Origin of the sequence: Limimaricola sp. AA108-03 (assembly GCF_050847355.1) — a bacterium.
GTDB lineage: Bacteria > Pseudomonadota > Alphaproteobacteria > Rhodobacterales > Rhodobacteraceae > Limimaricola.
In genome coordinates this window covers 402,521-425,313 of sequence record NZ_CP193755.1, presented here as the reverse complement: position 1 = coordinate 425,313, position 22,793 = coordinate 402,521, and the positions used below count along the sequence as shown (strand labels likewise).

Annotated in this window: 20 protein-coding genes; 14 read left to right on the top strand and 6 right to left on the bottom strand. The window is 68.5% G+C overall.

Annotated features, from left to right (window positions below):
- Positions 1–53: 53 nt before the first annotated feature.
- The gene (locus ACRAQ3_RS02205) at positions 54–257 is read left to right on the top strand and encodes a SlyX family protein (RefSeq protein ID WP_085896876.1); all 204 of its coding nucleotides are present in this window, start codon (positions 54–56) and stop codon (positions 255–257) included.
- A 3-nt stretch (positions 258–260) separates the two neighbouring features.
- Here the strand turns inward: ACRAQ3_RS02205 and ACRAQ3_RS02200 are convergent, their stop codons facing one another.
- From ACRAQ3_RS02200 to ACRAQ3_RS02190, 3 genes are all read right to left on the bottom strand, one after another.
- Positions 261–824, bottom strand: coding sequence for a hypothetical protein (locus tag ACRAQ3_RS02200; protein ID WP_432255502.1), 564 nt, complete (start codon positions 822–824; stop codon positions 261–263).
- Positions 825–899: 75 nt separating this feature from the next.
- The gene (dnaE, locus tag ACRAQ3_RS02195; RefSeq protein ID WP_432255501.1) at positions 900–4,409 is read right to left on the bottom strand and encodes a DNA polymerase III subunit alpha; all 3,510 of its coding nucleotides are present in this window, start codon (positions 4,407–4,409) and stop codon (positions 900–902) included.
- A 59-nt stretch (positions 4,410–4,468) separates the two neighbouring features.
- Positions 4,469–4,690, bottom strand: a complete 222-nt coding sequence (locus ACRAQ3_RS02190) for a hypothetical protein (RefSeq protein ID WP_432255500.1) — start codon at positions 4,688–4,690, stop codon at positions 4,469–4,471.
- A 326-nt stretch (positions 4,691–5,016) separates the two neighbouring features.
- Here ACRAQ3_RS02190 and xdhA point away from each other — a divergent pair, with 326 nt between their 5' ends.
- The 8 genes from xdhA to ACRAQ3_RS02150 all read left to right on the top strand — a co-directional run bounded on the left by xdhA (position 5,017) and on the right by ACRAQ3_RS02150 (position 15,104).
- Positions 5,017–6,501 (top strand): xanthine dehydrogenase small subunit, encoded by a 1,485-nt coding sequence (gene xdhA, locus ACRAQ3_RS02185; RefSeq protein WP_432255499.1) that lies wholly within the window; start codon positions 5,017–5,019, stop codon positions 6,499–6,501.
- The gene (gene xdhB / locus ACRAQ3_RS02180) at positions 6,498–8,900 is read left to right on the top strand and encodes a xanthine dehydrogenase molybdopterin binding subunit (protein ID WP_432255498.1); all 2,403 of its coding nucleotides are present in this window, start codon (positions 6,498–6,500) and stop codon (positions 8,898–8,900) included. The genes xdhA and xdhB overlap by 4 nt, the downstream gene beginning before the upstream one ends.
- On the top strand, positions 8,897–9,826 hold the full coding sequence (gene xdhC / locus ACRAQ3_RS02175) for a xanthine dehydrogenase accessory protein XdhC (protein WP_432255497.1): 930 nt from the start codon (positions 8,897–8,899) through the stop codon (positions 9,824–9,826). Before xdhB ends, xdhC begins: the two co-directional genes overlap by 4 nt.
- A complete protein-coding gene (locus ACRAQ3_RS02170; protein WP_432255496.1) occupies positions 9,823–11,346 on the top strand; it encodes an ABC transporter ATP-binding protein in 1,524 nt (507 codons plus the stop codon). The genes xdhC and ACRAQ3_RS02170 overlap by 4 nt, the downstream gene beginning before the upstream one ends.
- A gap of 59 nt (positions 11,347–11,405) precedes the next feature.
- The gene (locus tag ACRAQ3_RS02165; protein ID WP_432255495.1) at positions 11,406–12,488 is read left to right on the top strand and encodes an ABC transporter permease; all 1,083 of its coding nucleotides are present in this window, start codon (positions 11,406–11,408) and stop codon (positions 12,486–12,488) included.
- The gene (locus ACRAQ3_RS02160; RefSeq protein WP_432255494.1) at positions 12,485–13,396 is read left to right on the top strand and encodes an ABC transporter permease; all 912 of its coding nucleotides are present in this window, start codon (positions 12,485–12,487) and stop codon (positions 13,394–13,396) included. Before ACRAQ3_RS02165 ends, ACRAQ3_RS02160 begins: the two co-directional genes overlap by 4 nt.
- 31 nt (positions 13,397–13,427) lie before the next feature.
- Positions 13,428–14,504: a BMP family ABC transporter substrate-binding protein gene (locus ACRAQ3_RS02155; RefSeq protein ID WP_432255493.1), complete on the top strand. Its 1,077-nt coding sequence runs from the start codon at positions 13,428–13,430 to the stop codon at positions 14,502–14,504.
- A 108-nt stretch (positions 14,505–14,612) separates the two neighbouring features.
- Positions 14,613–15,104, top strand: a complete 492-nt coding sequence (locus tag ACRAQ3_RS02150; RefSeq protein ID WP_432255492.1) for a VOC family protein — start codon at positions 14,613–14,615, stop codon at positions 15,102–15,104.
- A gap of 17 nt (positions 15,105–15,121) precedes the next feature.
- Here ACRAQ3_RS02150 and ACRAQ3_RS02145 read toward each other — a convergent pair whose 3' ends face one another.
- Positions 15,122–17,620, bottom strand: coding sequence for a GcvT family protein (locus ACRAQ3_RS02145; RefSeq protein ID WP_432255491.1), 2,499 nt, complete (start codon positions 17,618–17,620; stop codon positions 15,122–15,124).
- A 184-nt stretch (positions 17,621–17,804) separates the two neighbouring features.
- On the opposite strand from ACRAQ3_RS02145, the gene ACRAQ3_RS02140 reads away from it, so the two are divergent.
- The 4 genes from ACRAQ3_RS02140 to ACRAQ3_RS02125 all read left to right on the top strand — a co-directional run bounded on the left by ACRAQ3_RS02140 (position 17,805) and on the right by ACRAQ3_RS02125 (position 20,774).
- Positions 17,805–18,452 carry a hypothetical protein gene (locus ACRAQ3_RS02140; RefSeq protein WP_432255490.1) on the top strand — a complete coding sequence of 216 codons (648 nt, stop codon included), beginning with the start codon at positions 17,805–17,807 and terminating at the stop codon, positions 18,450–18,452.
- A gap of 71 nt (positions 18,453–18,523) precedes the next feature.
- Entirely contained in the window at positions 18,524–19,381 is an 858-nt protein-coding gene (panC, locus tag ACRAQ3_RS02135) for a pantoate--beta-alanine ligase (protein ID WP_269397748.1), read from the top strand.
- On the top strand, positions 19,378–20,190 hold the full coding sequence (panB, locus tag ACRAQ3_RS02130) for a 3-methyl-2-oxobutanoate hydroxymethyltransferase (RefSeq protein WP_269397747.1): 813 nt from the start codon (positions 19,378–19,380) through the stop codon (positions 20,188–20,190). The genes panC and panB overlap by 4 nt, the downstream gene beginning before the upstream one ends.
- A 23-nt stretch (positions 20,191–20,213) precedes the next feature.
- Positions 20,214–20,774 (top strand): hypothetical protein, encoded by a 561-nt coding sequence (locus tag ACRAQ3_RS02125; protein WP_432255489.1) that lies wholly within the window; start codon positions 20,214–20,216, stop codon positions 20,772–20,774.
- Here ACRAQ3_RS02125 and ACRAQ3_RS02120 read toward each other — a convergent pair whose 3' ends face one another.
- Complete coding sequence (locus tag ACRAQ3_RS02120) at positions 20,775–20,978, bottom strand: hypothetical protein (RefSeq protein WP_269397745.1); 204 nt, start codon at positions 20,976–20,978, stop codon at positions 20,775–20,777. It lies immediately after the preceding gene.
- Between the two features lie 78 nt (positions 20,979–21,056).
- Entirely contained in the window at positions 21,057–22,043 is a 987-nt protein-coding gene (locus ACRAQ3_RS02115; RefSeq protein WP_269397744.1) for a 2-hydroxyacid dehydrogenase, read from the bottom strand.
- A gap of 128 nt (positions 22,044–22,171) precedes the next feature.
- On the opposite strand from ACRAQ3_RS02115, the gene ACRAQ3_RS02110 reads away from it, so the two are divergent.
- Positions 22,172–22,792, top strand: a complete 621-nt coding sequence (locus ACRAQ3_RS02110) for an SH3 domain-containing protein (RefSeq protein WP_269397743.1) — start codon at positions 22,172–22,174, stop codon at positions 22,790–22,792.
- Position 22,793: the final 1 nt, after the last annotated feature.

The following is a 22,793-nucleotide window of genomic DNA, read 5'->3' as shown; positions in this document are numbered from 1 at the left end:
CGGGGGCAACCTTCGGGCTTGAAACCCACGCGCCGCTGGTGTGTTTAGAGGGCATGACCGACCAGATCGACATTGAAGAGCGGCTGAGCCACCTGATCCGCACGGTCGAGGACCTGTCGGACGTGGTGGCGCGGCAGGAGCGCGACATCGACGCCCTCACCCGGCGCATGCGTATGCTGGGCGAGCGTCTGGCCGAAGCGGAGGCCGAGGCCGACAGCGGCGTCACCATCGGCAACGAGCGCCCGCCGCATTACTGAGGCTCAGCCCTCGACCCCCATCGCCAAGGCGCGTCCGTCATGCAGCAGCATGTCGGCATGGCGGCCGCTCGCGCCGAAGGCGGCATAGGCGGTGAGGAAGGTCGTATTGCGCGCCAACCGGGCGGTGGCGCGGCCGCAGGGCTGTCCCCTCGGCACGCCGCAGATCTGCCGCTTCACCTCCTCATAGGCCGGCTCGACCGGGCTATGCGAGATCCCTGCGCCGTAAGAGGTGGCCTCGAGCGTTCCGACATTGCCGAACAGCGCCAGAGCCGCCGTGAATTGCCGTGCGCAGCCATCGGCGAAGCCGGTCACGTATTGCGTGCGCTGCGCGGTCGATGTCGCGGCGGTGTCGTAGAGGGTGAAGCCCGCCTCGGTGGCGACCGGGGTGCCCAGCGCCGATGTCGACACGCCGCAGACCTTTGCCATCTGCCCGAACGGCAGCGCCGTGCCGGGCGCGACCTCCCGGGTATCGGGTCCGGGGGTCGAGAGCGTGGCGCTGCCACCGCCGGGCCCGGCCTCGCAGGCGGCGAGCAGGGTCAGGGCGCAGAACACGATGGCGGGGCGCATGGGTGATCTCCGGTTGGGCCTTGCCCGGTTCTAGCGCGCTGCTCCCCCGCGTCCATCGCGCGGGCGGGAGCCCGCTCAGACCTCCTCGACCTCGATCACCCCCGGCAGCGAGCGAAGCGCGCCCTTGATCTGCGGTGTCACCGGCCAGTCGGCGCCGCAGTCGATCTCGACCTCGCCGGGCAGCCCCTCGCCCATCAGGCAGATGCTGATCGGCCCGCGCGCGATGCGCTGGCCCTTCGGCACCTCGCGCCCGGCCCGTTCCAGCACATTGGCCAGCATGGTGATCGCGTCGGGCTGTTCGAGGAACACGCGCAGCCCCGAACCACCCGCATCCGCGACCACCCCCTCGATCGGCGCGACCGAGCGGCCCAGAAGCTTGAGCTGGTCGCTCTCCATCGTCGCCTCGACCTGCACCACCACCTGTGAGCCGGTCTCCAGATGCTCGCGCGCCGCCTCCAGAGTGTCGGAGAACATCGTCACCTCGAACTGACCCGTCGGGTCCGAGAGCTGCACGAAGGCAAAGCGGTTGCCGCGCGCCGATTTGCGCTCCTGCCGCCCCGCCACGGTACCGGCCATCTTGCCGACGAAGGCGCCGCGCGCGCCTGCCTGCTCAAGCACTTCGTCGAGCGTCATCACGCCCTTGCGCTTCAGGGGGGCAAGGTAGTCGTCGAGCGGATGCCCCGAGAGGTAGAAGCCGACGGCCTTGAACTCTTCGGCCAGCCGCTCGGCAGGCAACCAATCGGTGACCTGCGGCATCCGCGGCTCGGGCAGATCGTCGCCCGCCTCGCCAAAGAGCGAGACCTGCGCGCTGGCCTTCTGTTCGTGGATCGCGGCCGAATAGGCGACCAGCGCGTCGAGCCCGGAAAATACCCGCCGCCGGTTGCGGTCGAGCGCGTCGAAAGCCCCGGCTCGGGCCAGCATCTCCAATGGTCGTTTGCCCACCTTCTTGAGATCGACGCGGCGCGCGAGGTCGTAGAGCGTGGCGAATTGCTTTTCGCCCCGGCCCTCGACGATCAGCCGCATCGCCTCCACGCCCACGTTCTTGAGTGCGCCCAGCGCGTAGACCAGCTTGCCGTCCTTCACGTCGAAGGTCGCCTGCGAGCGGTTCACGCAGGGCGGGGTCCATTCGAGCGACAGCCCCTTGCGCACTTCCTGGAAGTAGATCGCGAGCTTGTCGGTGAGATGGATATCGCAGTTCATGACACCGGCCATGAACTCGACCGGGTGGTTCGCCTTGAGCCATGCCGTCTGGTAGCTGACCACGGCATAAGCGGCGGCGTGGGACTTGTTGAAGCCGTAATTGGCGAACTTCTCCAGAAGGTCGAACACCTCCATCGCCTTCTTCTTGTCGACCCCGTTCTTCATCGCCCCGTCGACGAATTTGGGGCGCTCCTTGGCCATCTCCTCGGCGATCTTCTTGCCCATGGCGCGGCGCAAGAGGTCGGCGCCGCCAAGGCTGTAGCCCGCCATGACCTGCGCGATCTGCATCACCTGTTCCTGGTAGACGATGATGCCCTGCGTCTCGGCGAGGATGTAGTCGATGCTGGGATGGATCGAGGTGATCTCGCGCTGGCCGTTCTTGACCTCGCAGTAGACCGGGATGTTCTCCATCGGGCCGGGGCGGTAGAGCGCCACCAGCGCCACGATGTCCTCGATGCAGGTGGGCTTCATGCGCTTGAGCGCATCCATCATGCCCGAGGATTCCACCTGGAACACTGCCACCGTCTTGGCGCGCGAATAGAGTTCGTAGGTCTTTTCGTCGTCGAGCGGGATCAGGTTGATCTGGTTCTCCGCCCCCTCGGGCGGGGTGTAAAGCTCGGCCCCATCGGCCGACACATGCAATGGCCGACCCGATTTCAGGATCAGATCCATCGCGTTCTGGATCACCGTCAGCGTCTTGAGACCGAGGAAGTCGAACTTCACCAGACCCGCCTGCTCGACCCATTTCATGTTGAACTGGGTCGCGGGCATATCCGAGCGCGGATCGCGGTAGAGCGGCACCAGCGCGTCGAGCGGCCGGTCGCCGATCACCACGCCGGCGGCGTGGGTCGAGGCGTTGCGATAAAGCCCCTCGACCTGCTGCGCATAGGTCAGCAGCCGGTTCACCACCTCCTCGTTCTTGGCCTCCTCCCGCAGCCGCGGCTCGTCGGCCAAAGCCTTCTCGATCGAGACCGGCTTGACCCCCTCGACCGGGATCATCTTCGACAGCCGGTCGACCTGGCCATAGGGCATCTGCAGCACCCGCCCCACATCGCGCACCGCGGCCTTCGACAGCAGAGCGCCGAAGGTGATGATCTGGCCCACCTTCTCGCGGCCGTATTTCTCCTGCACGTAGCGGATCACCTCCTCGCGGCGATCCATGCAGAAGTCGATGTCGAAGTCGGGCATCGAGACCCGCTCGGGGTTGAGGAAGCGTTCGAACAGCAGCGAGTAGCGCAGCGGGTCGAGGTCGGTGATGGTCAGCGCGTAGGCCACGAGAGAGCCCGCGCCCGAGCCCCGTCCCGGCCCCACGGGGATGTCGTGGTCCTTGGCCCACTTGATGAAGTCGGCGACGATCAGGAAGTAGCCCGGGAAGCCCATCCCCTCGATGATGCCCAGCTCGAATTCGAGCCGCTGCTCGTATTCCTCGACGCTCACCGCATGCGGGATCACGGCGAGACGGGCCTTGAGCCCCTCCTGCGCCTGACGCCGCAGTTCAACCACCTCGTCATCGGCGAATTTCGGCAGGATCGGCGCGCGCTTGTAGGTCTTGAAGGCGCAGCGTCTCGCGATCTCGACCGTGTTCTCCAGCGCCTCGGGCAGATCGGCGAACAGCGTTGCCATCTCCTGCGGGCTCTTGAAATAGTGCTGCGCGGTGAGCCTGCGGCGCGGCTCCTGCTGGTCGACATAGGCGCCCTGCGCGATGCAGATCAGCGCGTCATGCGCCTCGTAGATTTCCGGCTTCGGGAAATACACGTCGTTGGTCGCGACCAGCGGCAGGTCCATCGCATAGGCCATCTCGACATGGCCGCGCTCCGACAGCTTCTCGGCCTCGGGCAAGCCGTCCTCGCCGGGATGGCGCTGCAGCTCGACATAGAGCCGGTCGGGAAAGGCCGCCTTGAGCCGCCCCATCAGCGCCTCGGCCTTGGGTCTCTGGCCCTGCCGCAAGAGCCGTCCGATCGGGCCATCGGGGCCGCCCGTCAGGCAGATCAGCCCGCCCGACAGCGCCTCGATCTCCTCGATCGAGACCTGCGGAAGCTGCCCGTCGCTCTTGAGGTAGAGACAGGAGTTCAACTTCATCAGGTTCATGTAGCCGGCCTCGCTCTGCGCCAGCAGAACGATCGGCGCGGGTAGCTCGGGGCGCTTGCCCGGCTCGGGCGGCAGGTAACACAGGTCGACCTGGCAGCCGACGATCGGCTGCACCCCCGATTTCGCCGCCGTCTCGGAGAATTCGAGCGCCGCGAACATGTTGTTGGTATCGGTGATCGCCACGGCGGGCATCTCGGCCTTGGCGGCGAGACCCGGCAGCTTCTTCACGGGGATCGCGCCTTCGAGCAACGAGTGCTCGGTGTGAACGCGCAGATGTATGAATCGGGGATTGGCCATGCCGGAGTTCTATCCCGACGAGGCGGACGCGGGAAGCGCGCGCCGCCCCTGCCCCCCGGTCAGTCCGAAAGTTGTGATGCGAGATCCACGAGCTTTCGCGAGCCAGTGAGATCGGCGGCCGCCTGCGTGGCCCGGATCGCCATGCCGCCTGCGCTCTCCACCGCCATCAGCTCCAGAAATTCGGCGCGGCGCGCGCCGTCCGGAGCTTCGACCCGCGCCATCACGATCTCGCCACCGGAGGTCGCCACGAAATCGCGCACCGTGCCGACTGCTTCGCCCATGCTGGCGCTCCGTTCCAAGCCCGGATGATCCGTGACGAGCAGCCATGGATATCGGCTCGTCAGCGGCACCGCCGATGGCATCGGGCAGATGGTGCGTGGCGAGGATGGCGGCTTGGCTCGGGCGATCCATGGACGGCCTCCATCGGACCCATCCTTCAGGCGAGCCCGCGCCCCTCGACTCGCGTTCCGCCACGGCAGATACGAGACACTTGCCAAGCGCGGCCCGCATCGGGTTTCATGTTGTTCGACATGAGGGTGTCCCGGTCTACGCCGCATCGACCGGGTAGGATCACCCAAAGGCACATGGTAAGGCGGCGGATCTAGCGATGACCGAGATCGCGTTTCTTCTCAACGGAGAGACGGTACGCGCAGGCGGGGCGCCGACGCGCAGCCTGCTCGATTACCTTCGTGAACAACGGGGCCTGACCGGCACCAAGGAGGGCTGCAACGAGGGTGATTGCGGCGCCTGCACGGTGATCGTCACCGACCCCGAGGGGGGCCTGCGCGCGCTCAACGCCTGCATCCTGTTCCTGCCGCAACTCCAGGGCCGTGCCGTGCGCACGGTCGAGGGGCTGGCCGAGGGCGGTGCGCTGCATCCCGTCCAGCAGGCGATGGTCGAGCATCACGGCAGCCAATGCGGCTTTTGCACGCCGGGCTTCGTGATGGCGATGGCCGCGGCCCATGCGCAGGGCCGCACCGACCATGACGACCAGCTTGCGGGCAATCTGTGTCGCTGCACCGGCTACGCGCCGATCATCCGCGCGGCCGAGGCCGCCGAAGGCACCGCCCTACCCGCGTGGATCGAAAGCGACCGCGAGAAGCTCGCGACGCTCACCACCGCGCAGGTCGCGGGCGACGCCGCCCGGAGCGGCGACGCTGCCAGCGGCCCGGCGGGCGGTCATGCGCCCTACGAGCCCGAGGCGGGCCGGGGCAGCGATGCGACGCTGACCGAAGCGCCGGGCTTCATGCCCGAGAGCGCCGACGAACTGGCAGCGTGGTATCTCGACCACCCCGAGGCGACGCTGATCGCGGGCGCCACCGATGTCGGGCTGTGGGTCACCAAGGGGCTGCGCGCCCTGCCGGAGACGGCCTTTCTCAACCGTTGCGGGGATCTGAAGCGCATCGAGACCAAGGATGGCCGCATCCGCTTCGGTGCGGGTGTGACGATGACGCGAGTCATGGAAACGCTCGCCGCGCCCTACCCCTCCTATGCCGAGATGGTGCGCCGCTACGGCTCGGTGCAGGTGCGCAACGCCGCCACGATCGGCGGCAGCCTCGCCAACGGCTCGCCCATCGGCGACAACGCCCCCGCACTGATCGCGCTGGGCGCCACGATCCACCTACGGCACGGCGACGACCGTCGCGAGTTGCCGCTCGAGGCGTTCTTCATCGACTACGGCAGGCAGGACCGGCAACCCGGCGAGTTCGTCGAGGCGGTGAGCCTGCCCGAGACCCGCGAGAGCTTCCACGTCTACAAGATCTCCAAGCGTTTCGACCAGGACATTTCCGCCGTCTGTGCCGCATTCGACGTGAGCGTCGAGAACGGGGTGGTCACCGCGATCCGTACCGGCTTCGGCGGCATGGCCGCGACGCCCAAGCGCGCCTCTGCCTTCGAGGCCGCGCTCACCGGCAAGCCTTGGAACATCGAAAGCGTCGAGACGGCGCTGCCCGCATTGGCCGACGACTTCACCCCGCTCACCGACATGCGTGCCTCGGCCCAGTATCGGCTGGAGGCGGCGCAGGGCCTCGCGCGGCGCTACTTCGCCGAGGTGTCGGGCCAGCGAACCAGCGTTCTGGAGGTGCGGGCATGAGCGTCGGCAAACCCCTCCCCCATGACAGCGCGGTGCTGCACGTCACCGGACAGGCGCGCTACATCGACGACATCCCCGCCCCCGCCCATGCGCTGCACCTCGCCTTCGGCCTGTCGCGCATCGCGCGCGGGCGCATCGTGTCGATGAATCTCGACCGCGTGCGCGCCGCCCCCGGTGTCGCCATGGTGCTGACGGCCGAGGATCTCGACCGGCCCGCCGACTGCTCGCCCAGCGCCCATGACGAGCCGCTGCTGTCGGACGGCGCGGTGCATTACCTCGGCCAACAGCTCTTCCTCGTCGCCGCCGACAGCCACCTCGCCGCGCGCAAGGCGGCGCGGCTGGCGGAGGTGGAATACGAGGAAGAGGAGCCCATCCTCACCGTCGAGCAAGCGCTCGCCGCCAATTCGCGCTTCGAGGACGGGCCGCGCATCTGGTCCAAGGGCGACGCCGAGGCCGCCATCGCGAACGCCCCGCGCAAGCTCAGGGGCCGGATCGAGATGGGCGGCCAGGAGCACTTCTACCTCGAAGGCATGGCCGCGATGGCGCAGCCGCAGGAGGACGGGGTCACGATCCACTCCTCGACCCAGCACCCGACCGAGATCCAGCACAAGGTGGCCGATGCGCTTGGCCTGCCGATGTCGGCGGTCAAGGTCGAATGCCGACGCATGGGCGGCGGCTTCGGCGGCAAGGAGAGCCAGGGCAACGCGCTCGCCGTGGCCTGCGCCATCGTCGCGCAGAAAACGGGCCGCGCCTGCCGGATGCGCTACGACCGCGACGACGACATGACCATCACCGGCAAGCGGCACGATTTCCGCGTCGATTACGAGGTCGGGTATGACGAGAGCGGCCGGGTGCTCGGCGTCGACTTCACCCATTACACCCGCTGCGGCTGGTCGCTCGACCTGTCGCTGCCGGTGGCCGACCGGGCGATGCTGCATGCCGACAACGCCTATCTGCTCGACGCGGTGCGGATCACCTCGCACCGGCTCAAGACCAACCACCAATCCGCCACCGCATTCCGCGGCTTCGGCGGACCGCAGGGCGTGCTCGGCATCGAGCGGGTGATGGACGAGGTGGCGCATGAGCTGGGCCTCGACCCGGTCGAGGTACGGCAGCGCAACTACTACCGCGCGGCCTCAGAGCTGAACGAGGCGCCGCAGCACCACGACGACCCGGCGCCCGCCCTGCCTGCCGATGGCGACACAGACCTCGCCTCGCGCGGCGCGCAGACGCAGCTTCCTGCGGGAGAGGCCGCGCCGGAAAAGGGTCGCAACACCACGCCCTACGGCATGGAGGTCACCGATTTCATCCTGCACGAGATGACCGAGCGGCTGCTGGAGACCTCGGACTACAAGGCCCGCCGCGAGGCCATCGCGCAGTGGAACGCCGAGAACCCGATCCTCAAGCGCGGCATCGCCTTCTCGCCGGTGAAGTTCGGCATTTCCTTCACGCTCACGCACCTCAACCAGGCCGGCGCGCTGGTGCATGTCTACCAGGATGGTTCGATCCACCTGAACCATGGCGGCACCGAGATGGGACAGGGCCTGTTCCGCAAGGTGGCGCAGGTCGCCGCTTCGCGCTTCGGCGTCTCGCCCGAGCGGGTGCGGATCACCGCGACCGACACCCATAAGGTGCCCAACACCTCGGCCACCGCCGCCTCCTCCGGCTCGGATCTGAACGGCATGGCGGCGAAGGCCGCCTGCGACACGATCCGGACCCGGATCGCCGAGTTCCTCGCCGGGCTGCATCAGTGCAGTGCCTCCGAGGTGCGCTTCGCCGATGACCAAGTGCATGTCGGCGGCGAGACCTTGAGCTTCGAGCAGGCGGTCAAGCTCGCCTACGAGGCGCGCGTGAGCCTCTCGGCCACCGGCTTCTACAAGACGCCGGACCTGAAATGGGACCGCATCAAGGGTCAGGGCCGGCCCTTCTTCTACTTCGCGCACGGTGCCGCCGTGACCGAGGTGGCGATTGACACGCTGACCGGCGAAAACCGCATCCTGCGGACCGACATCCTGCATGATGCGGGCCATTCGCTGAACCCGGCGCTCGACCGTGGCCAGATCGAGGGCGGCTACGTGCAGGGCGCGGGCTGGCTCACCACCGAGGAGCTGGTCTGGGACGAGAAGGGCGCACTCCGGACCCACGCGCCCTCGACCTACAAGATTCCCGCCTGCTCGGACCGGCCGGACCTGTTTCACGTGGATCTGTGGGACGCGCCGAACCCGGCGCAGACGATCTACCGCTCCAAGGCGGTGGGCGAGCCGCCCTTCATGCTCGGCATTTCAGCCTTTCTGGCGCTGAGCCACGCGGCCTCTTCCTGCGGTCCCGCCTATCCGAACCTCGACGCGCCCGCCACGGCCGAGCGCGTGCTCGCTGCCGTCAGGAGGGCGAAGGGGTGAGCTTCGACCGCGACAGCCTGGCCGCCGCCATCGCCGCCCACGGGCCGGTGGTGCGCGTGCTGGTCGCGGCGACCGCGGGCTCGGCGCCGCGCGATGCCGGCACCGCGATGCTGGTCTGGGAGGAGGGCCAGTCCGGCACCATCGGCGGCGGCGCGCTCGAACACGAGGCGATCCGATCGGCGCGCGACATGCTGGCGGCGGGGCGCGCCACTGCGCAGCGCCGCCTGCCGCTGGGCCCGGCGCTGCGTCAGTGCTGCGGCGGGGCCGTGACACTGGTGTGGGAGCGTTTCGAGGCGGGCGATCTGCCCGACAGCCTGCCCCGCGCCCGTCCGCTCGGCCCCGCGCACGAGATGCCGGAGGCCGTGGCGCGCAAACGTGACACGATGCGGCCCGGTGCGGCACCGGCGCTGGTCGAGAACTGGCTGATCGAGGCCGCCCTCCCCAATGCGCGGCCGCTCTGGGTCTGGGGCGCCGGCCATGTCGGCCGTGCCGTGGTCTCGGTCATGGCCCCCCTGCCCGGTCGCGCGATCACCTGGATCGATCTCGCGCCCGACTGCTTTCCGGACACCATCCCCGAAGGCGTCACGGCGATCCCCGCCGCGACGCCGCCGGCGCTGATGCCGCGCGCACCGCGCGATGCCGATCACCTGATCCTGACCCGCGACCACGACCTCGATCTCGCGCTGTGCCACGCCGCCCTGAACCACGGCTTCGCCAGCTGCGGGCTGATCGGCTCGGCCACGAAATGGGCCCGCTTCCGGTCGCGTCTCGCGGCGCTGGGCCATTCCAACGCCTTGATTTCCCGCATTGCCTGTCCGATCGGTGACACCTCACTGGGCAGAGATCCCCAAGCCATTGCCGTCGGCGTGGCCGCCGCGCTACTGAGGTCCGGGAACAAGACGATGACGAGGGACCGGGCCGTATGACGACGCCGTTGCTGGAGCTGTCCGGCCTGACCAAGGCCTATCCCGGCGTCGTGGCCAATTCGGAGGTATCCTTCGACATCGCGCGCGGCGAGGTCCATGCGCTTCTGGGCGAGAACGGCGCGGGCAAGTCGACGCTGGTCAAGACGATCTACGGCCTCGTGCAGCCCGATGCCGGGACCATGCGCCTCGACGGCCAGCCCTTCGCGCCGCCGGAACCCCGCGCCGCACGCGCCGCCGGCGTCGCCATGGTGTTCCAGCATTTCTCGCTCTTCGACGCGATGAGCGTGGCCGAGAACGTGGCGCTGGGCATGGAGACGCCGCCCGCGCTGAACCGACTCGCGGCGCAGATTCGCGAGGTCTCGCAATCCTACGGCCTGCCGCTCGACCCCGACCGCATCGTCGGAGACCTCTCGGCCGGCGAACGCCAGCGGGTCGAAATCGTGCGCTGCCTGCTGCAGGAGCCCCGGCTCCTGATCATGGATGAGCCGACCTCGGTGCTGACCCCGCAGGAAGTGCAGATCCTGTTCGAGACGCTGCGCAAGCTGCGCGCCGAGGGCGTCTCGATCCTCTATATCAGCCACAAGCTGGAGGAGATCCGCACCATCTGCGACAGCGCGACGATCCTGCGCCATGGCAAGGTGGTCGGCAAATGCGACCCCAAGGTCACGGCCGCGCGCGACATGGCTGAGCAGATGGTCGGCGCGACGCTGTCCACACCTTCGCGCGCGGGCGGTCGCACCGGCGAGGTGGTGCTGGAGCTGACCGGCCTCTCGGCCCCCGCCCCGCGCGCCTTCGGCACCGCTCTCAAGCATATCGACCTGAGCCTGCGCGCGGGCGAGGTGCTCGGCATCGGCGGCGTCGCCGGCAACGGTCAGGACGAGCTGGCCATGGCGCTGTCGGGCGAAATGTCCGTGGCGCCCGGCATGATCCGCCTGAAGGGCCGCGAAATCGGTACCGTTGGCGTCAATGCACGCCGCCGGATGGGACTTCTCTGCGCCCCCGAGGAGCGCATGGGCCACGCCGCCGCCCCGGATATGAGCCTCACCGAGAACGCGCTTCTGACCGCCGGTCCGCGCGAGGATCTGGTGCGGCACGGCTTTCTGCGCTGGGGCCGGGCCCGCGGTTTCGCCGAGCGGGTGATCCAGCGTTTCGACGTACGCACGCCGGGTGCCGGCACCGCGGCGCGGGCGCTGTCGGGCGGCAACCTGCAGAAATTCGTCATCGGTCGCGAGATCATGCAGCGCCCCGAGGTACTGGTCGTGAACCAGCCCACCTGGGGCGTCGACGCCGCCGCCGCCGCGACGATCCGGCAGGCGCTCTTGGACCTCGCCGAGGCGGGTGCGGCGCTGATCGTCATCAGCCAGGACCTCGACGAGCTGATGGAGATCTCGGACCGCTTCGCGGCGCTGAACGGCGGCAGCCTGAGCGCGCCGCGCCCGGCAGAGGGGCTGGGTATCGATGAGATCGGGATGATGCTGGGCGGCGCGCATGACATGACGCCAGCGCATGGGGAAGGCTGAGGGATCTTGATTATTTCCGGAGTGAAGAAGCAGGGGCCCCGCGCCTCGGGAGCCACCGTGTGATCCGGCTCGACCGCCGCCCCGAACCGTCCCACGCCTGGACGATCGCCACGCCCTTCGTTGCCGTGGCGCTGACCATGGTGGCGGGCGGGCTGATGTTCGCGCTCCTGGGCAAGGACCCGGTCGAGGCGATCCGCACCATCTTCTGGGACCCGCTCTTCGGGGATTTCGCCTCCTATTCGCGGCCCCAGCTCCTCGTGAAGGCGGGGCCGCTGATCCTCATCGCCATCGGCCTCTCCCTGGGCTTCCGGGCTGGGATCTGGAACATCGGCGCCGAGGGGCAATACATCCTCGGGGCGATCTGCGCCGCCGCCACCGGCCTTGCCATCTATCCCGCCGAAACGTGGATCGTGTTTCCCGCGATGATCGTCGCGGGCGCGCTGGGCGGGCTGCTCTGGGCGATGATCCCGGCGCTGCTGAAGGTCCGCTTCGGCACCAACGAGGTGCTGGTCTCGCTGATGCTGGTCTATGTCGCCGAAGCGCTGCTGGCCTCGATGTCGCTGGGGCTGCTTCGCAACCCCGAGGGCATGGGCTTTCCCGGCTCACGCAACCTCGCGCAATACCCCTCCGCCGCCAATCTCGACCTGATCCCGGGCACCGGGCTGCACTGGGGCGTGGCGCTGGCCTTTGCCGCGGTGATCGTGGGCCAGGTGGTGATGACCCGCCACCAGCTCGGCTTCAGGGTCCGCCTCGCCGGGCAGAGCCCACGCGCCGCCGTCTTCGGCGGCGTCAATCCGGGCTGGCTCGTCGTGGTCTGCATGGGCATCTCCGGCGGGCTTGCCGGGCTTGCGGGGATGTTCGAGGTGGCCGGTCCCGCGGGTCGGCTCAGCATCGACTTCAACGTGGGCTACGGCTTCACCGCGATCATCGTGGCCTTCCTCGGGCGGCTGAACCCGATCGGCATCCTGCTGGCCGGGCTGCTGATGGCGCTCACCTATATCGGCGGCGAGCTGGCGCAGCTGCAGATGAACCTGCCGCTGGCCGCGATCCAGATGTTCCAGGGCATGCTGCTGTTCTTCCTGCTGGCGGTCGATCTTCTGACCAATTTCAGCATCCGTTTCGGCCGGAGGGTGGCGGCATGAGCAATATCGACCCGATCCTGCTGCTCTCGGCGATCATCATCGTCTCCACCCCGATCCTGCTCGCCGCGATCGGCGAGCTGGTGGTCGAACGCGCCGGCGTGCTCAACCTCGGCGTCGAGGGGATGATGATCACCGGCGCGGTCTGCGGCTTCATCGCCGCGACCTCGACCGGCTCGCCCTGGCTCGGCTTCGCGGGGGCGGCCTTGGGCGCGGCGCTGCTGTCGATGGTCTTCGGCGTGCTCACCCAGCTGTTCCTGTCGAACCAGGTGGCGACCGGCCTTGCGCTGACGCTGTTCGGCCTCGGCCTCTCGGCGCTTCTGGGACAGGGTTATATCGGCGTGAAGGGTCCGGTGGTGCCGGATCTCTACCTGCCGGTGCTGCGCGACATTCCCTTTTTCGGCCCGGTGCTGTTTCGCCACGACGCCATGGTCTACATCGCGCTCTTCATCGTGCTCGGCGTCTGGCTGTTTCTCAACCGGACCCGTGCCGGCCGGGTGCTGCGCGCGGTAGGCGAGAACCACGACGCGGCGCATGCGCTCGGCTACAAGGTGGTGCGGGTGCGGCTTTTGGCCATCGCCTTCGGCGGCGCCTGCGCGGGGCTGGGCGGCGCCTATCTCAGCCTCGTGCGCGTGCCGCAATGGACCGAAGGGATGACCGCCGGCGCCGGCTGGATCGCGCTCGCCATCGTCGTCTTCGCCAGCTGGCGACCGGGTCGGCTGGTGCTGGGCGCCTGGCTGTTCGGCGGTGCCACGGCGCTGCAACTGGCGCTGCAGGCCTCGGGCGGCGTGCAGATCCCGATCGAATACCTGCAGATGGCGCCCTACTTGGCGACCATCCTCGTTCTCGTCATCCTGCGGGCGGGGCGCGCCCCCGGCTCGCTCGGCCGCAGCTTCCACGCCTCGAGCTGAGGCGGAAGATCCACCAACAGGGAACAACGACATGACCTTCAAGACAGTGCTTCTGGGTGCCACCGCCGCCATGGGCCTCGCCACCGGGGCGATGGCGCAGGACGACAAGACCAAGGTTGGCTTCATCTATGTCGGCCCGATCGGCGATCTGGGCTGGTCCTACCAGCACGACCAGGGCCGCCTCGCGGTCGAGGAAGAGTACGGCGACAAGGTCGAGACGGTCTATGTCGAAAGCGTCCCCGAGGGCCCCGACGCCGAGCGCGTGCTGACGCAGATGGCGCTGCAGGGAGCGGACCTGATCTTCACCACTTCCTTCGGCTTCATGGAGCCGACGATGAACGTCGCGGCGAAGTTCCCGGACGTGAAGTTCGAGCACGCCACCGGCTATCAGCGCGCCGACAACGTCTCGACCTACTCGGCCCGCTTCTACGAGGGCCGCGCCGTGCAGGGCCTGATCGCCGGTGAGATGACCGAGAGCAACATCATCGGCTATATCGGCTCCTACCCGATCCCCGAGGTGATCCGCGGCATCAACGCCGCCTACATCCAGGCCAAGAAGGTCAACCCCGAGGTCGAGTTCCGCGTGGTCTGGGCCTACACATGGTTCGACCCGGCGAAAGAGGCCGAGGCCGCCAAGGCGCTGATCGACGCCGGCGCCGACGTGATCCTGCAGCACACCGATTCCACGGCGCCGCAAGCTGCGGCGCAGGAGGCGGGCGACGTCATCACCTTCGGCCAGGCCTCCGACATGCTCGACTACGCGCCCGAGCCGCGGGTCAGCTCGATCATCGACAACTGGAACCAGTATTACGTCGACCGGGTCGGCGCGGTGATCGACGGCAGCTGGGAGTCGACCGATACCTGGGGCGGCATCGACAGCGGCATGGTGGAGATCGGTGAGATCACCGAGGCCGTGCCGGCCGAGGTGAAGGAGGCCGCGCTGGCGCTCAAGGATGCGATCGCCGCCGGCGAGACCCACCCCTTCACCGGCCCGATCAACAAGCAGGACGGCTCGGAATGGCTGGCCGAGGGCGAGGTGGCCGATGACGAGACGCTGCTCGGCATGAACTTCTACGTCGAGGGGATCGAGGGCGACATCCCGCAGTAACCTGCCTCCAGCGACAACTCGAAGGCCCGCCCCCGTGGCGGGCCTTTTCGTGTTCGCGCATGATCCGCCCCCCGTGTAGCATGGCGCCAGCGCAAGGGAGGACGCGACATGCCAAGGATCAGACCCTGCCTATGGTTCGACGGGCAGGCAGAGGAGGCCGCCGAGTTCTATGTCTCGGTCTTTCCGAACTCGGAGATCACCGCGCGCAACACCAGTGCCATGGACTGGCCCGGCGGCCGCGCCGGCGACGTCATCCTCGTCGAGTTCAGCCTCGACGGTCAGGAGATGCAGGCGCTGAACGGCGGGCCCTACGCCACCTTCAACGAATCGGTCTCGCTCTCGGTCCCCTGCCCCGATCAGGCCGGGCTGGACCGGCTCTGGGCGGCCCTGCTGGCGGATGGCGGGGAGGAGATGCAGTGCGGCTGGCTCAAGGATCGCTACGGTCTGCGCTGGCAACTGGTGCCCGAGCCTTTCGAGGCGATGCTGCGGGAGGCGGATGAAGACCAGTCGAAACGGCTGATGGCGGCGATGATGGAGATGGTGAAGCTCGACCTCGCGGCGCTGGAGCGCGCCTGCCGGGGGGGTGCGCCCGCCCGGTAGGACGGGCGCACCGCGATCTAGCCGTCGGCGCGGATCGTAGCGTTGGCGGGATCGTAGGGGCTGTCCTCGCAGACTTCGGCATCCCACAACTCGCGGAACATCCTGAGCTTGAGCTTCGTCCCCGGCGCCGCCAGATCCGGGCGCACATAGCCCATGCCGATGGACTTCCCGAAGGCCGCCGACCAACCGCCCGAGGTCAGCCGCCCGACCTTCTCACCACCCGCATAGAGCGCCTCGCGGCCCCACGGATCGGCGTCCTGCGGCCCGTCGATCAACAGCGTCACGCATTTCGAGCGGATGCCGATACCCTCCATCGCCGCCTTGCCGTGGAACTCCTTGGACAGGTCGACGAAGCGGTCGAGACCGGCCTCGAGCGGCGTAGCATCCCGGCCCAGCTCGGTGCCGAAGGCGCGGTAGGACTTCTCCTGCCGGAGCCAGTTCTGCGCCCGCGCGCCCACCAGTTTCATTCCCGAAGGCGCGCCCGCCTCCACCAGCCTGTCCCACAGGTGGGTCTGCATCTCGATCGGATGGTGCAACTCCCAGCCCAGCTCACCGGTATAGGCGACGCGCAGCGCCCGCACCGGCACCATGCCCAGTTCGATCTCGCGGCACGACAGCCATGGGAACCGCTTGTTCGACAGCACCGTCGCGGGGTCGGCGTCGCGCACCAGCCGGTTCAGCACCTCGCGCGAACGGGGGCCCGCGATGGCGAAGACGCCCCATTGCGTGGTCACGTCCTGCACGTCGATCCGGCCGAACTCGGCCTCCTTGTCCTCCACGGCCTTTCGTAGGAAATCGCCGTCATAGGCCGCCCAGACCCCGGCCGAGACGAGGTAGAACCGGTCCTCGGCCAGCCGCACGATGGTGTATTCGGTGCGCGTGGTGCCGGCATCCGTCAGCGCGTAGGTGAGGTTGATGCGGCCGACCTTCGGCAGCTTGTTGGTGGTGAACCAGTCGAGGAAGGCCGCCGCGCCCGGCCCCTTCACCTCGTGCTTGGCAAACGCCGTGGCGTCGATCAGCCCGACGCCTTCGCGGATCGCCTTCGCCTCGCTTGCCGCGTATTCCCACCAGCCGCCCCGCCGGAACGAGCGGGCGTCGTGGTCGAAGCCCTCGGGCGCATCGGCGGGGCCATAATAATTCGGCCGTTCCCAGCCGTTCACCTGCCCGAACTGCGCGCCTGCCTTCTTCTGCCGGTCATAGGCGGGCGAGGTGCGCAGCGGTCGCGCCGCCGGGCGCTCCTCGTCGGGGTGGTGCAGGATGTAGACGTGCTCATAGGCCTCCTCGTTCTTGGCCACGGCATAGTCGGTCGTCATCCAAGACCCGAACCGCTTGGGGTCGAGCGACGCCATGTCGATCTCGGCCTCGCCCTCGACCATCATCTGCGCGAGGTAGTGCCCCGCCCCGCCAGCCGCCGTGATACCGAAGGAAAAGCCCTCGGCCAGCCACATGTTGCGCAGGCCCGGCGCCGGGCCGATCAGCGGGTTGCCGTCGGGCGTGTAGCAGATCGGGCCGTTGAAATCGTCCTTGAGCCCCACCGTCTCCGAGGACGGGATACGATGAATCATCGACATGTATTCCTCCTCGATCCGGTCGAGATCGAGCGGGAACAGGTCGGCACGGAAGCTGTCGGGCACGCCGTAGGGGAAGCGCGCGGGGGCGCCGCGCTCGTAAGGCCCGAGGATCCAGCCACCGCGTTCCTCGCGCACGTACCACTTGGCGTCGGCGTCGCGCAGCACCGGGTGCTGCGGGTTGTCCTTGCGCCATTCGACCAGGGCCGGGTCGGGCTCGGTGACGATGAACTGGTGCTCGACCGGGATCGCCGGGATCTTGATGCCGAGCAGGCGCGCGGTGCGCTGCGCGTGGTTGCCGGTGGCGGTGACGACATGCTCGGCGGTGATGACGGCCTGCTCGTCGGAGGGCACGAGGTTGCCGCCCTTCTCGACCATCTTGGTGACGGTCACGCGCCATTCGGAGCCGGTCCAGTCGTAGCCGTCGACCTGCCATTTGCGCTCGATCGTGACACCCCTCTGCCGCGCGCCCTTGGCCATCGCCATGGTGACGTCGGCGGGGTTTATGTAGCCGTCGGTCGGATGGAAGATCGCGCCTTCGAGGTCCTCGGTGCGCACCAGCGGCCAGCGCTCCTTGATCTGCGCGGGCGTCATCCATTCGAACGGCACGCCCACCGTCTCGGCGGTCGAGGCATAGAGCATGTATTCATCCATGCGCGCCTTCGACTGCGCCATGCGCAAATTGCCGACCACGAAGAACCCGGCGTCGAGCCCGGTCTCCTGCTCCAGTGTCTTGTAGAGCTTGATCGAATGGTCGTGGATCCAGGTCGTCGCGTAGGACATGTTGAAATAAGGCAGCAGCCCGGCCGCGTGCCATGTCGAGCCCGAGGTCAGCTCGTCGCGCTCGAGAAGCATCACCTCATCCCACCCGGCTTTCGCGAGGTGATAGGCGATCGAGGTGCCGACGGCGCCACCGCCGACGACAAGGGCTTTCACATGGGTCTTCATCGCGCGCACTCCGGGGCTGGCCTTGCCCGCACCATCGCGCGAATCCGCGAAACGGCCCGAAGCCCGGCGACCTCTCGCGCGCCGAATGCGACAAGAGCGGCGCGGAGGCGCGGAAACTCTGGACAGGCGCGGCAAGCATGACGTCCAATGACGCCACCCTCTGCGCATAGTCCCGGGAGCAGCCATGAAGACGCTCGATGTCGCCGAGGCGGCGCGGATCATCGACCGGATGGATGGGGGGCTGGACGGGCCCGACGTCGTCGAAACCATCGACCTGCGCGGCGTGCAGGCGGCGATGCTGAAACGCGGCATCCTCTACATCGCCGGGACCAACGAATTCTCGGACTGGTTCGAGTTCAACTTCGACTTCATCCATGACCGCGCCCCCGATGCGCATGGCTTCCGCATGGCGGCGGGCGACAGCGGCGCGATCTGGCACGCGGGATTCCTCGAACACGCGCAGATCGTCTACGCCTTCGCCAAGCCGCAGAAACCTGCCTTCATCATCGGTCATTCCCTTGGCGGAGCCTCGGCGCAGATCGTCGGCGCCTCGCTCGGGGTGCCGAGCCTTTCCTTCGGCAGCCCGCGCACGCATCTCGGGCGTGCGCATTTCGGCCGCGAGGGCTTCGTGCTCAACATCTGCCGCACCGACGACACGCTGTGCCACCTGCCACCGCGCTTCTTCGGCTTTCGCCATATCGGCTCGGTGCACTGGCTGAGCCCACCGGTGAGCGATGTCGAGGAGGGGCATTCGATCGCGAGCTATGCCGAGCTGCTCGAGCAGGGGCCCCTGCCCGCGGCCTTCCCCAAGGCCTGGCCACCCAGCGCCTGAGCGCCCTCGCCTGCCCGGTTGTGAAGCCCCCCGCGCCCCCGTAAAAGGCGCGCAACGTCTGGGAGGACCTCATGCAGATCTGCCGAAGCATCGCCGCCATCCGCGACGCGGTCGCGGGGTTTCGCGCCGAGGGCCAGAGCATCGGCCTGGTCACCACCATGGGCGCCCTGCATGCCGGCCATATGAGCCTGATCGAGGCGGCCAGACGCGATCATGGCCGGGTCGTCGCGACGATCTTCGTGAACCCGACCCAGTTCGGCGATCCGAAGGACCTGGAGACCTATCCGCGCACAGAAGAAGCCGATCTGGCGATGCTGGAGGCGGCGGGCTGCGACGCGGTGCTGATCCCGCGCGCCGACGAGATCTATCCCGAGGGCGACGAGACCATCGTCGAGACGCGAGACCTCGCCGTGCGGCTGCATGGGGCGGTGCGGCCCGGCCATTTCCGGGGCGTCGCCACCGTCGTCACCAAGCTGTTCAACATCACCCGCCCCGACGCCGCCTATTTCGGCGAAAAGGACTACCAGCAGCTTCAGGTGATCCGCCGCATGGCGCGCGATCTGCACATGAACATCGACATCGTCGGCGTGCCGACCATGCGCGAGGCGGACGGGCTCGCCATGTCGTCGCGCAACGTCCGGCTGGGGCCCGAGGACCGGGCCGCGGCGGTGGTGCTGAACCGCGCGCTCGACCGGGCCGAGCGGATGGCCATCGAGCGCGCCAGCCCGGCGCAGATCGAGGCCGCGATCCGCGCCTGCCTCGCCGACGAGCCGCGCGCGACGCTGACCGGGCTCGACCTGGCGCGGCCCGGCGACCTCGCACCGCTTTCGCAATCCGCCGACATGCCCTTGTCGGAGCCCGTAGCCATCATGATCTCGGCGCAGTTCGGCGAGGTCCTCTTGATCGATCAGAGGGAGATCGCCCCATGAGCACCCAGACCGAAACGATCCGCCGCACGACGGTCCCGCAGATCGCCCGCCGCAAGGGCGGCGAGCCGATCGTCTCGCTCACCTCATACCACGCGCACACCGCCGCGATCGTCGACCGCCACGCGGATTTCATCCTCGTGGGCGACAGCCTCGGCATGGTGATGCACGGCATGGAAAGCACGGTCGGCGTCTCGCTCGACCTGATGATCATGCATGGCCGTGCCGTGGTGCGCGGCACCAAGAAGGCGCTGATCGTCGTCGACATGCCCTTCGGCAGCTACGAGGAAAGCCCCGCCATGGCCTTTCGCAACGCCGCGCGGGTGATGAAGGAAACCCAGTGCGGCGCCGTGAAGCTCGAGGGCGGCGCCCGCATGGCCGAGACGATCCGTTTCCTCGTGGAGCGCGGCATCCCGGTGATGGCCCATATCGGCCTGACGCCGCAGTCGAGCCATGTCATGGGCGGCTTCAAGACCCAAGGCCGCGACGAAGAGACCTGGGAGGCGCATCTCGAGGACGCCCGTGCCGTGGCCGAGGCCGGCGCCTTCGCCGTGGTGCTCGAGGGCATGGTCGAGCCGCTGGCCGCGAAGATCACCAAGGCGGTGGAGATCCCGACCATCGGCATCGGCGCATCGGCCGAATGCGACGGCCAGATCCTCGTGCTCGAGGACATGCTGGGACTGAACCCTTGGACCCCGAAATTCGTGAAGGTCTATGGCCAGCTCGGTCCGATGATCGAGGATTCCGTGAAGCGCTACGCCGAGGACGTGAAGTCACGCGCCTTTCCGACGGAGGACGAGGTATACCGCTGACACATGTCGTTGAAAGGATACCGATGTTCCATCGTCGTCACCTGATCGCCCTCGGCGTCGCCGGGCTTCTCGCGGCCTGCGGCGCACCCGATCCGAACCCGCTGTCGCGCGCGGCGCGCGGCGAGTTGCAGCTCGCCGACATCGTGGTCACGGCCGAGGGCGCGGGTTTCGAGAGCGGTGCGGCCCGCGACTACACGAGCCGTATCGCGCCCGATCTCGACGCCGCGTTGAGCCGGGAGTTCGCCGACAGGTTGGACCGGGGCGGCCAATGGCGGATGCTGGTCGAGATATCCCGAATCAATCTCGCCGGTGGCACCGCGACGGCGCGGGGACGCGATCAATCGCGGCTTTCGGGGGCGGTGCGCGTCATCGATCCGACGGGGGCGCTGCGCGGCAGCTACACGGTGCAGGTCCTTGCGGGCGAGGCCGCCGAAACCCGAACCGGCGCGCTTGTCGGCGCGGTGACCAACTCGGCGGGCGGGTATTACCGCGATCTGCTGGCAGCCTTTGCGCGTGATACGCGCGAACAGGTACTGGGCGGCGACCTGCCAGGCCAGCGTCTCGTGCGGCGCATGTCGAACTGATCAGGTCCTGAGCGGCCCGCCCCTGCCGGGCCGCTCGCGCAGCCGGGCCTGCAGCCTGTGGGCGGTCGCCGCATAGGCGGCCAGCACACCGAACAGGACCATCAGCGTGCGCGCGACGCTCAGATCCGCAGGCGTGTTCGACCCGAGGCAGACCAGCCCCGACAGGAACGCGAGCGCGAAGAATACGATGGCCCAGTTGCGCATTGAAACATGAATCCCATTGGCTTCAGTCGCCCGTGCAACGCGCCTGACGCGTTTTCGGTTCCGATGACATGAACCTTCTCAGGCGTCCTGCGGCCTCACGAGATCGGGAAGCGGAGCCCCTTCCGCCAGTGCCGCGATGTTGGCGATCACCCGCTCGCCCATCGCCAGGCGCCCCTCCACCGTGGCCGAGCCCATATGCGGAAGCAGCACCACGTTGGGCAGCGCCCGCAGCCGCGGGTTGATCTCGCGGCGCTTCTCGAACACGTCGAGCCCGGCGCCGCCGATTTCGCCCGCGCGCAGCGCCCGAGTCAGGGCATTCTCGTCGATCACCTCGCCGCGTGACGTGTTCACCACGACCGCGCCGGGCTTCATCAGCGCGATCCGGCGCGCATTGACCAGATGGTAGGTGGCCGGGGTGTGCGGGCAGTTGATCGACAGCACGTCGGCCTGCGCGATCATTTGGTCGAGGCTGGACCACCAGCGCGCGCCGAGGGCTTCCTCGACCTCCATCGGCAGCCGGTTGCGGTTGTGATAGCCGATCGTCATGCCGAAGGCGGCGGCGCGGCGAGCCACCGCCTGACCGATCCGGCCCATGCCGAGAATCGCCAGGTTGCGACCGGCGATCCGGCCACCCAAGAGCAGGTCCGGCGACCAGCCGTCCCATTCGCCCGATTGTAGCAGCGCGAAGGCCTCCGGCAACCGGCGCGTCACCGCGAGGATCAGCACCATGGTCACATCGGCGGTGTCCTCGGTGGCGACATCGGGGGTGTTGGTCACGGCGATACCATGCCGCGCCGCGGCCGCGACGTCGATATGATCGACGCCCGCGCCGAAATTGGCCAGAAGCCGCAGCCGCTCTCCCGCCGCCTCAAGACAGGTGTCACTGATCCGGTCCGAAAGGGTGGTGACCAGCACTTCGGCCTCGTGCAGTGCCGCATCGAGCGCCTCGCCCCCGAGCGGCGTCTCCGCCGGTCCCGGCGTGAAATCGAACCGTGCCGCGAGTTGCCGCTCCACCCCTTCGGGCAGGCGTCGCGTGGCGATCACACGAAGCCGCTTCTCCGACATGCGAACGTCCCTTGCGCTTTTCCCCGAACCGGCTTCATGACAGAGTGCCGGGACCGGGCGCGCGACGCAAGAACGCGCCTTCTGCGGGCCAGTGGCCTCGGCATCGGGACCAGACGGACAGGGCGCGGATGACGCATTTCGGACCAATCGTGACGCTGCTGCTGGCTCTGGCGGCACAGCCGGTGCTGGCTCAGGACGTGCCGGGCAGCCGCCCCAAGCCCCGGCCCGAGCGGTCGGAGACCGTGGCAGCGGCGCCCCAACCGGCGCCCGCCCCCGCCTCGCCCGCCGCCCCGCGCGAGATCGCGGTACCGGAAGGGCCCGAGAGGGGTCCCGAGACCAACCTGCCGCTGCCGCGCTTCGTGTCGCTTTCGACCGATCGCGGCAATGTCCGGCGCGGCCCGTCACTGTCGCACCGGATCGACTGGGTGTTCCTGCGCCGTGACATGCCGCTGCAGGTGACCGCCGAATACGGCCACTGGCGCCGCGTCACCGACCGCGAGGGGGTGGGCGGCTGGATGCATTACGCGATGCTGTCCGGCGTGCGCACGGTGATCGTCGATGCCGAACTGCTGCCCCTGCGCAGCCGGCCGCAGGAGAACGCCACGGTGGTGGCGCAACTTGAGGCCGGCGTGGTGGCGCGGCTGGGCGAATGCGAACCGGACTGGTGCCGCCTCACCGCCGGCGGCTACAAGGGCTGGGCGCCCAAGACGCAGATCTGGGGCGTCGCTCCGGACGAGATCCGGGACTGAT